The following is a 13505-nucleotide window of genomic DNA, read 5'->3' as shown; positions in this document are numbered from 1 at the left end:
ATAAGGTGTTAGACACCTTATTTAGAATTAACCATAATTTCATTTAATTCTTTATTCGTTAAATCGTAGTGATAAAATATCTTATAGAACTCTTTTACCTCTTCTTTTATATTTATATTAGCCATATCTTCATAAAGCAAATTAGACAACCACTTAATTCCTATTATTCTATTTACAGAGGTAGGTCTATCAAACCAGTTAAAAGGCACTTGAGGTACTTCATAAACCCTTTTATTCTTAACTGCCTCAATACTTTTCCAATTGCTATCATTTAATATCATATTATAAGGACTGTTTATTTTCCCATTTTCAATATTTCCTCTAGTAAGTATTACTTCCGGATTAAGAGCTATTAATTGTTCAAGAGAAATTTGACTATGTCCATAACTGCTTTTATTTGGACTGGAACTTATAACATTTTCCCCTCCAGCTATATTTAATATTTCGCTTCTAACGGAATCTTTAGGTTCGCTTTCAAGACCTTTTATTCCTTGAGCATAATAAACTCTTACCCTTTCCTCTTGAGGAATCTTTTCTGTAAGTTCCTTTGCTCCATCTAAAGTTTTTCTGCAATAGGACATAAGTTCTTCTGCCTTAGCTTCTTCTTCTATAACTTCACCTAAAAATTTATAAGCTTTATCAGAATTTATTATACTTGTATCAACTATAATCACTGGGATACCTAGTTGTTCTTGTATCCTTGTAGCAGTTGATATTTCTTTATCATTTATCTCTGATGCGTGCACTATTAAATCTGGTTCTTCTTTTAATATAGCTTCTGCATTACCTGTGGCATTTTTCCCCATCCATCCTCCTAACACAGGTAAGTTTTTATACTTATCAGGTATGAATGCTTTTTCCTCTTCTGTTAACTTTACATTCCATCCTATTAACTTATCTGGTGCTAAAGAATAAAGCATAATACTACCCGCTGGGCTAGTTCCAAAAATCTTTTTTATTTCTTTATCTATCTTAATCTCTCTACCTGCCATATCCTTTATTATCATAGGCTGATTTTCTGCCGCGGATGGTTTTGAATTATTGCTACACCCTGCTATAAATATAGTAGCAAATATACATATCATTGCTATTGTCTTAAATATTTTTTTCATATGTTTCCCCCTTAAAAGAACAATATTTTTCATCTATGCCATAAAGTGATTTTAAATTACCCTCCGTTAAAACTTCTTCTTTACTGCCATATTTGATTATGCTGCCCTTGTCCATTAACGCTACTTTATTGGAACATATAAAAGCATGATTAGGATGATGAGTAGTCATTACAAGGGCTATATTATCTTCCTTTACTAAAGATTTTACATGTTCTAAAACTCTAATTTGATTTCCAAAATCTAAATTAGAAGTAGGCTCATCCATTATAAGTACTTGTGACTCTTGTGCTAGAGCTCTTCCTATTAATACAAGTTGCTTTTCTCCTCCGCTTATTTCTGTATAAATTTTATCCCTTAAATTATAAATATTTAATTTATATAAAATCTCCTCAGCTGAAAGTTTATCCTTTAGAGAAGGTGAACTAAAGTTTCCTATGTAAGGTGTTCTTCCCATAAGTACTACATCTAAAACAGTATATGAGAAAGGTTGTACATGAACTTGAGGAACATAAGCTATAATTTTTGCTAGCTCTTTTCTTGAGATCTTGAAAATATCTTTTTCATTTACCAAAACTTCTCCTTCAATAGGCTTTATAAACCCTAGTACTGTCTTAAAAAGAGTGGTTTTTCCAGCTCCATTAGGACCTAAAATACATAATGAGTCCCCTAAAGCAACTTCTAAATTTATATTATTAATAATTTTATTATTTCCATAACCGCTGCATAGATTTTTTAATTTTACCTTCATACCCATTCCCTCTTAGCCTTCATCATTAAGTATATAAAACAAGGCACTCCTATCAGTGAAGTAAGTATTCCAATTGGTATCTCCGTAGATGAAATATTTCTAGCTAAATTATCTATCAAAAGTAAATACCCACCACCAAGTAACATTGAAGTGGTAAGTAAATACTTATAATTTGCTCCCACAAGCATTCTAGCAAAATGAGGAATAACAAGGCCATTCCACCCAATTACCCCACCTATTGAAACAGAGGAAGCTACAACTAGAGTTGAGGCAATTATTACAATTGCTCTTAATCTTCCCGTATTAATACCCATGGATTTAGCCTCCTCTTCTCCAAAACACATTAAGTTAAGTTTCCATTTTACGCACAACAATGTAGAAATCCCTATAATTATTGGTATTATGGCTATATATATATCTTTATTGTTTATTGAAGCTAAACTTCCCATAAGCCAAAAGGTGATGTCCGGCAACTTACCATAGGGGTCTGCAATAAATTTTATTAATGAAACAAAGGATGAAAACAGAGTAGATATTAATATACCTATAAGTATTAAAACTATTGTAATATCAGTATTTTTACTTACCTTTAAACTTAATACATAAGTTAAGCAAACAGCTAATACACCAAATACAAAAGATAACATTTGAATTGCTACTATGTTAAAGGAAAATAAAATTCCTAGAGCAGCGCCAAATGCTGCTCCAGAAGAAGCTCCTAAAATATCAGGAGATACCATAGGGTTTTTAAACATACCTTGGTATGCTGCTCCTGCTGTTGATAGAGACGCTCCTATAAGTACTGCTCCCATAATTCTTGGAATTCTTATATTAAATATTACAGTGTTTATTGTCTCTGGAACTTCTTTCCCAGCTATAGCTTTTAAAAACATATCCCAAGGTATATTGTACTTTCCTAAAACTAGAGAGATAACTATAAGTATGCATAGTAAAACTCCTAGTATTATATTAATCTTATTTTCCCTTTTTAAAATCATAAAATCACCCTATTAACATTATAGTAAGTGTTCATATCGTCAATATCCAAGCCCTCTATTTCATCTTCTACATCTATAAATTTTACACAATTACCATTCTCTTTTATAATTTTTCTTCCCCCAATATCTCCTTTTAATGCTAATAATTCTTCTCTAAAAACTATAGGAAAAATTACAGGATTACCGGGATTATCCCCATACTTTGGCACTATAATATGTTTTTCATCTTTGTAAAATTCATTTATTAATTTATCTATAGTGCTATTCTTTATAAAAGGCTGATCTCCAACGAAAAACATATATCCTTTAATATCATCCCTTGAACTTTTTACCCCTAATTTTATTGATTCGCTTTGTCCTAGATTAGCTTTATGATTTAAAACACTATTTACGCTATATTTATCACCAATATCTTTAATTTCCTTATTCCTATAAACTAGGGTTATCTCCTTTATTCTTGAATTTTTTATTTCCTTTAATAGTTTTTCTATCATAGGAATTTTATCAATAGGCATTATAAGCTTTTCTCTATTCATTCTTCTTGAAAATCCTGCTGCTATTACTATGGCTGAAATCATATAATTTCACCTTTTTTTCTTAATGCCTCAAGTACTCTTTCAGGAGTAGCAGGTAAGGTGGTTATATTTATATCTAAAGCATTATTTATAGCGTTTATAATCGCTGGTGCTGATGGAACAGCGCAAACTTCTCCGATACTTTTTGCTCCATAAGGGCCATACTCTTCTCCTTCTTCTACTAAAATAACCTTTACTTCTGGCATATCTGGTGCATTTATAACATGATATCTACTAAACCTATTTGCCGTCATTATTCCTTTATCATCGAAAACAAATTCTTCACATAGAGCTAAACCTATACCCATTTGTACAGCTCCTTGAACCTGTCCTTCAGCAAAGCCTGCATTAATGGCTTTCCCTATATCATGGACTGCTATAAAATCAATTATTTTTACCCTGCCTGTTACTCTATCTACTTCTACCTCTACGAAGTTAACTCCATAACTAGCTGGATTTGCTGGAGATTTGTATGTTAATGTATCACCAACTTCGTCATTAAATTTACTTTGAATGTGGGTAACCATTTCTCCGTAACTTATTTTATTTTGGATTGAAGCCTTATTATTGTATATCATTCCTTTTTCTAAAATAATATCTTCTTTATTACATTCTAAAATTTCTGCTGAATAATTAATCAATTTTTCACGAACCTTTTCAGAAAGTTCTTTTGCGCACCCTCCACATACAAAGGTTACTCGACTGGCTTGAGTTCCTGCAGAATCATAGGGACTTAAAAGAGTATCCGCTTCAGGAACATGAACCTTATTAATATCCATTTCTAAAGCCTCTGCTACAATTTGCATCATTGTAGTATTAGTACCACATCCTTGATCGTGGATTGCTCCTTTCAAAACAGCATCTCCCTCTTCATCTATTCTAAGGGACATAGTAATAAAATCTGGGTATGCTCCATAATATCCATTGCCATGGGCAGCGCAAGCCATTCCAACTCCCCTTACAAATCTTCCTTCACCTTTAGCTTCGTTGTATTTTTCTTTCCATTTAAAGGCCTCTGCCCCCTTTATAACGCAATCTATTATTCTTGCATTTCCAAGCTCTGGTCCTCCTAATGGATCCTTGTCATAAGGATGTACAAGATTTTTAAGTCTCAATTCTACTGGGTCCATATTAAGTGCTTTTGCTACATTATCCATATTAATTTCCGTTAAAGCGTGTATTTGAGGAGAACCATATCCTCTCGCTGCTCCCCCTATGGGAGTGTTAGTATATACCACATCTGCGGTGTATTTTTGATTCTTTACTCTATACAATTTGAAAGCCTTTTTGCCCATAGCCATGGCTATTGCTTCTCCATTAGTTGCATAAGCTCCCGTATCAATTAACATGTGAATATCTCTGGAAAGAATCTTTCCTTCTTCATCTACTGCAGTTTTTACCCTTCCCAAAGTTTTAGTTCTTGTTCTTGTAGATAATATAGATTCTGTTCTATCTAATACAAGGCTTACTGGCATTTTAGTAGCTAAACTTAAAAAAGCACAAACTGGTTCTAATATCGGTAACCCTTTACCTCCAAAGGATCCTCCCATAGTGGTTTTTACCACCCTTATTTTATTTAAAGCCATATTTAAAGCTTCTGATATTATAAGTCTTACTTGGAAAACCACCTGACAAGGGGTATACACCGTTAAATTCCCATAACTATCTATGTCTACTACACAGCCATGAGTTTCCATAGCCCCATGATGTATCTTAGGTGTCTCCACTCTATCTTCTATAACAAATTTTGATGTACCTATTTCTTCTGGCTCCCCACACTTTAACTCCTTTGAGTAGATTAAATTATCTCTATTATGAATTTTATAACTATCTTTTTTCAAAGCTTCTTCTGGATTTAATACTAGAGGAAGTTCTTCATACTGAACCTTTATCAGCTTAACTGCCTTTTCTGCAATTTCCTTTGTGTCTGCTACCACTGCCCCTATTCTATCACCATGAAATCTTACTATATCGCTAAATAAGCTTTCATCTTTTATCACTTCAATCCCCTCAATCCATTTATGAGAGTTATATAGTGTATTTGGTGAATTTTTATAGGTATACACTCCCTTAACCCCTGGAAGTTTTTCTGCCTCTGAAGTGTCTATACTAATAATTTTCCCATGAGCTATATCACTTAATAATAATTTTGCATGAAGCATTTTGGAAAACTCCATATCCCCTACATATTTGACCTTACCAGTAACCTTTTCTTCTATATCATGTATTGGTACATACTTACCTACATACTTTAATTTCTCTCCCATATATCATCCCTCCTATAAAACATCGCTAAAAATTTTATTAAATACATCCAAAGCAAGTCCCTTAACTGCATCTATTTTACACTCAAACATTTTAATCCCATTAATAGACTCTGTCACATGATTCTTTAGCTTTTCTCCAAATTCCTCCGCTAATTCCTTTGATGGGGTTTCATTTATTAAAAGTTTTTCTCCCTCTACCGCATGATACATCACTGGTGCCGCGGCACCTAACACAACTTTTGCATCCTCTATAAGATTTTTTTCTTTATCATATTTAACTAACATTGAAACACTAATATTAGCAATGACTACAGTGCTTCTGCTAGACATTCCATATTTACTAAAGGCACTTCTATACTCCTTTGATAGATGAGGTATTAAAATTTCTACAATAGCTTCATCTTTCTTTAACGTATTTTTTCCAATACTTACTACAATTTCAGATATACTTTTTAAAATATATTCTCCTTTACTATTCATAATCTTAACCCTAGCATCCATACTTTCAAGAACTGGTATAGAATCTCCTCCTGGAGATGCATTAGCAATATTCCCTGCCATTCTAGCTGTATTCCTTATTTGAGTTGAACCTACTTGAGAAGCTACCTCATATATGGAGTTTGCATATTTTCTAATTATTTCATTATCAGCAATTTCACTAAAGGTTACATTAGCACCTATTTTAATGTATCCATCTTCGACCTTTATATAATTTAGTTCTTCTATTTTGGACATATCTATAAGTGTCCCTTTATAAATATTTTGAGTTCTTAATTTAATAACTAAGTCTGTGCCGCCACTTAAAAGGAATGTATTTTCTTCTGCTTCTTTTAGACAGTTTATTAACTCTTCAACAGTGGATGGACTCTTAAATTCTAACTTTTCCATAATAATCCCCCTTTATTTACAATTGCAATTACAACTATTATGATTGGCTGCATCATTTACAGCTCTAACTATTTTTGTATAACCTGTACATCTGCACAAGTTTCCTGATATGGCGATTTTTATTTCTTCTTCGGTAGGATTAGGATTTTTCATAAGAAGGGCTTTAGAGGACATAAGCATACCTGGAGTACAATATCCACATTGAACAGCTCCATTCTTAATAAAAGACTTTTGAAGGATATCTAATTCTTCATCTTTAGCTAAACCTTCAACAGTTATTATTTCAGAATTTCTTCCTTGATAAGCAAAAATAAGGCAGGAATTAACTGCAACACCATTCATAATTACAGTACAAGCACCACATTCTCCTTCCCCACAACCTTCTTTAGTGCCGGTCAACCCTAAATCTTCCCTTAGAAAATCTATGAGTCTTTTACCTGGATCTATATCTAAAGTATATTTTTCACCATTAACCATAGTTTCCATGATCATAAATTATCGCTCCTTTTTATACTTTTTCTTAATTATAATTGACTATAGTCAAAATATAGTCTGAAAATTAAATAAAAATAGACAAAAGCCTCAGGAGTTTTTGTCTATTCCTATTCTTTAAAAGTTCCTATTTTATAACCTTTAAAACTTCACTTAATATTTTTTTGTTTTTCATCAATTCATAAGCTTTCTTAATATCTATGCTTATATTTCTGTCCTTATCATAGAAAGGGATTTCCTTTCTGATTATATCGTAAGCTATCTTAGTTCCCTTACCTAAATGTATATCTTTTCTTAAGTCTATAGCTTGAACGGCATGAATGGCTTCTATACCTAGAATATACCTTATGTTGTCCACAATTTTTCTTGTCTTTTGAACAACATAAGGAGAATTATTAGCATGATCCTCTATGTCACCAGCTAAGGAAAAGAAGTCCGTTGTAGCTGGGTTTGATAAATGTCTTATTTCTGCATCAAGGGCCGTATAGGTCTTTTGTAATGTTGCAAAACTCAACACATTATCACTTGGTGCTAAAAATCTTGGAAGACCTGTAAAGTCCGGATCACCTAATTTTATACTTCTATAACAACTTACCTTTGATAAATGCCCTAAAGCTATTCCTAACATTTCAAAGCCTAAAACCCAAGTAGTTGGTTCAAAATTTGAACAAGAAACTATTACTCTTTCATCTAAAAGTAAACAAGGATTATCATCCGAAGAATTCATTTGTATGGTTAAATATTTTTTAACATAATCTAAAGCGTCTCTTATAGACCCATGGATATGTGCTGAACCTCTATAGCTCAGTGGGTCTTGAAGAGCTTTTTTCCAGTTAGGGTTCCAAACATAGCTTCCTTCAAGATATTTTGTTATTCTTTCAGCGCTGTAGCTCTGTCCTGGAAAAGGTCTCACCTTATGGGTGTTTTTATCTAGAGGGGAAGTATTTCCATTTAGCCCCTCTAGACTTAGAGCGTATATTATATCTGCCATGTCCAAAAGCTCTTCCACGTCTTTTATTACAAGAGCTCCTTCTCCTGCAGCTAAAGCATTTGAACTTACTATAGCTAGTCCATCTTTAGGTCCTAAAACCACCGGTTCAAGTCCTGCCTGTTGTAAAGCTTCTAGGGCAGGCATTTTAACTCCTTTATAGTAAGCTTCTCCCTCTCCAATCATAGTAAGACCTATGTGAGATAAACAAGCTATATCTCCTTCTCCTACAGAACCTCTTTCTGGAAGCACAGGAGTCACTTCTCTATTTATCATTTCTTTATACATAAGAGCTATCTCCGGCTGTATGCCTGTACATCCATATAAAAGCCCATTTAACCTTACAAGCATCACAGCCCTTACCTCTTCAATGCTTGCTTCTGGTTCTACAGCTATGCTGTGTGATCTTATTAAGTTAGTATTGTATTCTTGGAAAAAGTCTTTAAATACTGCCTTATCCTTATTCCAACCTACTCCTGTATTAAAACCATACACTGGTATATTACTATCTACTAAGTCAAAAACTAATTGTCTAGAGTCTTTTAACCTTTTTATTCCTTCTTCTGTTATTTCAATTTTATAACCATACCTAGATACTCTATCTACTTCTTCCACAGTTAAATCTTTTCCAGACAATTTTATTATATTATCATTCATTTAAACTTACCTCCAGGTTTAATATAAAACTTATTAAATATCTAAGGTTTTTGATTCTTTATCTTCTAATATTTCTGCTCCTTCTACCTGGGCGGTTTCTGGAAAATATGCAATATCATATTTTTCTCTATTTACTATCATCTTAACAGTACAATAAGCTATTACTAACATGAAAAACAATATAGGAAATCCTGCAACTGTAGAGATTTGCTTTGTTGCATCTATACCACTTATTTTACCTCCACCAGTAGATAATATATTTATTAGTGCAATAGCAGCCATTAATACTCCCCAGTATATCTTAAGGAAGGTTGGCGCTTCTTCATTATCGTGGTCATGAGCACTACTAGTTAAGGAAGCAACTGTAGATGTCATGGAGTCGCATAGTGTAACTATAGATATAAAAATGGTTATTAAAAATACCCAAGATATAATCTTTGATAAAGGATAGTTATTTAAGAACGCAAATACCGATGATTCTAAGCCGTTTTGTTGTATTGTTTCCCAAAGTCCTGCTCCTTTTAACTGTAAGTCAATTGCTGCTCCCCCAAATACTGAAAACCACAGGATACCAAATATTGCTGGACATACGAGATTTACAATAATGAACTCCCTTATAGTTCTGCCTTTACAAAGTAATGCAAAGAACATACCTTCCATTGGTGCATAAGCAAGCCACATTGCCCAATAATATATTGGCCACCATCTTGGCCAATCTGAAGCATCTACAGGGCTTAGATAGTGAGTTCTTGAAAAGAAATTTTGAAGAAAATCTCCCACTCCTTGGGTACCCATTTTACAAATAAAGCCTGTAGGGCCTACCACTAATATAAAAATCATTAAGCAAAAATATATTTTAGAGTTTTTATCTGATAACCATTTAATCCCACCACTTAATCCAGTGTAACTTGCAAATATATAAGTTATAACTAAAGCTACAAGTATTACTGTCCAAAGGAATTTTCCAGTGTTAATTCCTGTAAGTATATTTAATCCGCTACCTATTTGCATAGCCCCAACTCCTAGAACTGCGGCCACTCCTCCTGCCATAGCGAACATTGAGATATTGTCTACCACTGCTCCAACTTTCCCTTTTACTTTTTTACCAAATATAGGGTATAGGGCAGAGCTTATTTGGTATGGAAGCCTCATGTTATGTACAGCAAAGGCTATTCCCAGTCCAGCTATAGCGTACATAGCATAAGGTATAAATGACCAATGGATAAAGGAAGTAGTCATTGCAAAATTAGCTGCCGCCTCACTTCCAGGTTTTATTCCTAATGCTTCTGGTGGATTCATGAAATGAGTTATAGGTTCTGCAATGCCCCAGAAACATATTCCTGTAGCTATACCTGCACAAAGAGTAATTGCAAACCATTCCCAATACTTTAAAGTTGGCTTTGCATCTGCTCCTCCAAATTTTATATCTCCATGTTTTGAAAATAAAAAGAAAATACAAATAAATAAAAAAATATTGCCTGATATCTGAAATAGCCATCCAAAATTATCAAAAGCGAAAGATACTATGGCAGTTTCTGCATTATAAAATGCCTCTGGTGCAATTAGTCCAGTTAAAATTGCCATAAGCAGTATTATACTCATTGGCAAAAATATGGACCACCGAATTTTTGCTTTTGCTTTCTTTGATAAGTTCTTCATAATCATTCCCCCTAATCAATCCATCTAAATATTTAGAATTATACTTACAATTTACTAAGTCTTAGTCAAATAAAAGTCAAATATTTAACAATGGTTTTCAATTTTTTGACTTTTCTAAAAAAGTCCCATGTAAAAATACATGGGACTTATGCCTTTAACTTAATACTCTTTTTCTAATACTTTCTCTCTAATACTTTCTAACAAGAGGATTTCATATGGATTTTTTAGCATGTTAGAATAGTTGTCTGCTTCATTAAGCATTTCGATTGCTCTTTTAGGTTGATTTTTCATAGTTAACACTAGAGCATATATGCCATTGGCTAATGCTCTTCCCCATATTATGTCCATTTTTTCATAAATATCTAATGCACTTTTAATATAGGTTTCACAATCATTATACTGTTCTAGTTCATAATAACATTGAGCTGCATGAACATAAAACATGGGCAACCCTTGTAATAATCCATTATCTAGACAAATTTTTATAGCTTTATGGTAATACTCTAAGGCCTGAAGGAAATCATCTTTTCTCCTATTACACTCTCCAATTGAGTCATAGGCAGCTGCTATGTTTAATACATATTCTTCATTATCATTTAAAGCTAAAAACATATTTATTGATTCCTTTAGTATTTTTTCTCCTTCCTCATATTCTTCCTCCATAACCTTTTGAAAACCTTTTAATCTGTAGCCTATGGCCTTCTCTTCTTTATAATTACATCTATCTGCTATATCTAAAACTTTTGAAACATATTTCTCCATATAATTTTTATCATCAGTATTTATAGAGTAGTAGATTAATTGTTTATACCCTTTTAATAAATACTCTTGGCTATTAATTTTTTCAGCTATTTTTAACAATTCACCTATTGTTTCTAGGCCCTCTTCATAATCACCTTTTCTTATATAATTTCTTCCTAGCATATACAAAAACTTCATTTGGATAAAGTAAAATTCTCTTCCTTCTTCTCCTTCACTCTTTAAATTTTCTATGGTCTCTTTTATTTTATTAAATTCTGATTTAATTTCTTCTTCATTTAGCAAATCATATCTATTCTCTATATTCTTTAAACTATATATAACAGGAATAAATTCATGATAGCTTTGTAAATATAAATCAATATTTTCAATAGTATATTTTAATGCTTTTAATCTATTTCCACTGTTTTCATAATGATATATTAATCTAGAATAATATAGAGAATCAAAGGAATTCCCCTTAAGTTTTCTCTCAATATTATTGGCCATTCTACTGTGAATAATAATTTTTTCTGATAGACACAACTTAGAATAAACAAATTCCCTCATTTTATTATGAGAAAAGGTTATTTCTATGTCTCTTCCATTTAGTATTTCTTTAATTAAACATTTATTTTGTAAGTTGCTAATGGTATCTATCAATCCTAAATCATTTTCTTTCCACAAATCTTTTAAATCATCAAATTTAACTTTATCAAAGGATACAGAGATAATATCTAGTGCTCTTCTTTCATTTTTAGAAAGATTGTAAAGCCTAGTTTGGAGTATATTTTGCATTTGGGGAGATATACGTTCAAAGGACCCCATTTCCTTATACATATTTAATACTTCTGTTAAGAAAAATATATTCCCTTCAGTTTGCCGGTATATACTCTTCTTTTGAGCCGTAGACATATTATTATGTTCTGATAAATAAATATCAATAAACCTGCAATTTTCCTCTTCATTCAATCTTTTCACATGTATTTTAGAAATCAAGCTTTTCATTTCCATTAAATTTAAAAATTCATGTATTCTATTATCATATCCCTCTCTAGAGGCTGCAATAATCATAATTGATTCATTCCTATTTTTTATCATTATGCTTTTTAGTATAGATAAGCTCATATTATCTATCCATTGTATATCGTCAATAAATAATATTATTTTTTTATTCTTCCCTACCTGTTCTAAAATTCCTATTATAGAATCCTCAATAGCCTGATATCTTATCATGTCCATCTTTTCTGATAGATTTATTGTAATCCTTTCATTCATATCAAAGGTTGGAAAGATATTAGATATTATATTGGATAATATAGGATTAATTTTTATATTATTTTCCTTTATTATTTTTGCAATTTTAATGAATATATTATTCCAAGGTTTTAATAGATACTCTTGCTCCGCTTGATAACAGGTAGAATCTATAATAAAAGTATTGTTTTTATCCCTTGAGTTTAAAAATTTCCATACCAATCTTGTTTTTCCTATACCTGCTTCTCCTTCTACAAATAAAGACTTCGAATCTAAATTTAAAATAAATCTATTATAGTTATTGTTTAATGTTTTTAACTCAATATCTCTTCCAAAGAAAAATTCATCGTCTGAACAATTGGTATTTTTCCCTGCTTTTAGATTTATAATATTATTGTAAACCTCTACAGTCTTCTTATCAGGAGATAGAGACAACTCCTCTTTAATAGTTTCTTCTAACTTATTGTAAAGCTGTATTGCCTTATCATATTTACCTTCTTCCCCATATATCTTCATCAATACTCTATAAGGTTTTTCATTATAATTATCCATATATATTATCTTTTTACAGTAATCCTTTATTTTTTCTACATCTTTTGCCTTAATATATTCTTTTAAAGATTTTTGCAATCCCTTTATATAAATTTCTCTATACTCTTCTTTTGTAGCAATCATCCATTCTTCAAACCGTTGACCATCCTTTACATAAAACCCTTCTAAAAAATCTCCTCTGTAATATTTTTCCATATTTTTATTATCATCATTTAAAAATCCTTCAATATCTAAAATAATTTCTATTTCTGGACTAATATGTACAATATCTCTTTTAGGAGATATGAATATATCCTCATCAAATAACCTTCTTAAAAAGTACAAAGCATTTCTTAAATTTTTTTTAGCTAATTGTTGATCTAAGTCTCCCCATAAAAGATCTGCTAAAGTATCTCTGGAACTTACTTTTTTTAGCATAAGGTAGTAAAATAATGCCTCAGCCTTTTTAAATGGAAATTTAATTTTTTCATCATTCTTATATACTTCTGGTATGCCTAGTAAATTAACAATTATTTTACTCAACTTTAGAGCCCCCATTCAAATTCTTATGTATAAAATATATCATAATTCTGGT

At 31.7% G+C, this 13505-nt stretch carries 10 protein-coding genes; all 10 read right to left on the bottom strand.

What is annotated here, in order from left to right; translation table 11 throughout:
* Window positions 1–17 precede the first annotated feature (17 nt).
* A complete protein-coding gene (locus KQI86_RS10290; protein WP_216439182.1) occupies window positions 18–1112 on the bottom strand; it encodes an ABC transporter substrate-binding protein in 1095 nt (364 codons plus the stop codon).
* Window positions 1096–1860: an ABC transporter ATP-binding protein gene (locus tag KQI86_RS10285; protein ID WP_246582737.1), complete on the bottom strand. Its 765-nt coding sequence runs from the start codon at window positions 1858–1860 to the stop codon at window positions 1096–1098. The genes KQI86_RS10290 and KQI86_RS10285 overlap by 17 nt, the downstream gene beginning before the upstream one ends.
* Complete coding sequence (locus KQI86_RS10280; RefSeq protein WP_216439180.1) at window positions 1857–2858, bottom strand: FecCD family ABC transporter permease; 1002 nt, start codon at window positions 2856–2858, stop codon at window positions 1857–1859. The genes KQI86_RS10285 and KQI86_RS10280 overlap by 4 nt, the downstream gene beginning before the upstream one ends.
* The gene (locus KQI86_RS10275; RefSeq protein ID WP_216439179.1) at window positions 2855–3436 is read right to left on the bottom strand and encodes a nucleotidyltransferase family protein; all 582 of its coding nucleotides are present in this window, start codon (window positions 3434–3436) and stop codon (window positions 2855–2857) included. The genes KQI86_RS10280 and KQI86_RS10275 overlap by 4 nt, the downstream gene beginning before the upstream one ends.
* The gene (locus KQI86_RS10270; RefSeq protein WP_216439178.1) at window positions 3433–5700 is read right to left on the bottom strand and encodes a xanthine dehydrogenase family protein molybdopterin-binding subunit; all 2268 of its coding nucleotides are present in this window, start codon (window positions 5698–5700) and stop codon (window positions 3433–3435) included. Before KQI86_RS10270 ends, KQI86_RS10275 begins: the two co-directional genes overlap by 4 nt.
* A gap of 12 nt (window positions 5701–5712) precedes the next feature.
* Entirely contained in the window at window positions 5713–6588 is an 876-nt protein-coding gene (locus KQI86_RS10265; protein WP_216439177.1) for an FAD binding domain-containing protein, read from the bottom strand.
* Between the two features lie 12 nt (window positions 6589–6600).
* Entirely contained in the window at window positions 6601–7080 is a 480-nt protein-coding gene (locus tag KQI86_RS10260; RefSeq protein WP_216439176.1) for a (2Fe-2S)-binding protein, read from the bottom strand.
* A gap of 127 nt (window positions 7081–7207) precedes the next feature.
* Window positions 7208–8725, bottom strand: coding sequence for an HAL/PAL/TAL family ammonia-lyase (locus KQI86_RS10255; protein ID WP_216439175.1), 1518 nt, complete (start codon window positions 8723–8725; stop codon window positions 7208–7210).
* Between the two features lie 33 nt (window positions 8726–8758).
* Window positions 8759–10384: a BCCT family transporter gene (locus KQI86_RS10250; RefSeq protein WP_216439174.1), complete on the bottom strand. Its 1626-nt coding sequence runs from the start codon at window positions 10382–10384 to the stop codon at window positions 8759–8761.
* A 159-nt stretch (window positions 10385–10543) separates the two neighbouring features.
* A complete protein-coding gene (locus tag KQI86_RS10245; protein WP_216439173.1) occupies window positions 10544–13453 on the bottom strand; it encodes an AAA family ATPase in 2910 nt (969 codons plus the stop codon).
* Window positions 13454–13505: the final 52 nt, after the last annotated feature.

The organism is Clostridium mobile (genome assembly GCF_018918285.1).
Taxonomy (GTDB): domain Bacteria; phylum Bacillota; class Clostridia; order Clostridiales; family Clostridiaceae; genus Clostridium_AW; species Clostridium_AW mobile.
The sequence above is the reverse complement of the archived record's forward strand: the minus strand, read 5'-3'. Positions and strand labels throughout refer to the sequence as shown.

Coding starts and splice junctions, on each gene's coding strand:
- KQI86_RS10250 (WP_216439174.1), bottom strand. CDS start 10,384: ATGAAGAACTTATCAAAGAAAGCAAAAGCAAAAATTCGGTGGTCCATA.
- KQI86_RS10290 (WP_216439182.1), bottom strand. CDS start 1,112: ATGAAAAAAATATTTAAGACAATAGCAATGATATGTATATTTGCTACT.
- KQI86_RS10275 (WP_216439179.1), bottom strand. CDS start 3,436: ATGATTTCAGCCATAGTAATAGCAGCAGGATTTTCAAGAAGAATGAAT.
- KQI86_RS10285 (WP_246582737.1), bottom strand. CDS start 1,860: ATGAAGGTAAAATTAAAAAATCTATGCAGCGGTTATGGAAATAATAAA.
- KQI86_RS10255 (WP_216439175.1), bottom strand. CDS start 8,725: ATGAATGATAATATAATAAAATTGTCTGGAAAAGATTTAACTGTGGAA.
- KQI86_RS10260 (WP_216439176.1), bottom strand. CDS start 7,080: ATGATCATGGAAACTATGGTTAATGGTGAAAAATATACTTTAGATATA.
- KQI86_RS10265 (WP_216439177.1), bottom strand. CDS start 6,588: ATGGAAAAGTTAGAATTTAAGAGTCCATCCACTGTTGAAGAGTTAATA.
- KQI86_RS10280 (WP_216439180.1), bottom strand. CDS start 2,858: ATGATTTTAAAAAGGGAAAATAAGATTAATATAATACTAGGAGTTTTA.
- KQI86_RS10270 (WP_216439178.1), bottom strand. CDS start 5,700: ATGGGAGAGAAATTAAAGTATGTAGGTAAGTATGTACCAATACATGAT.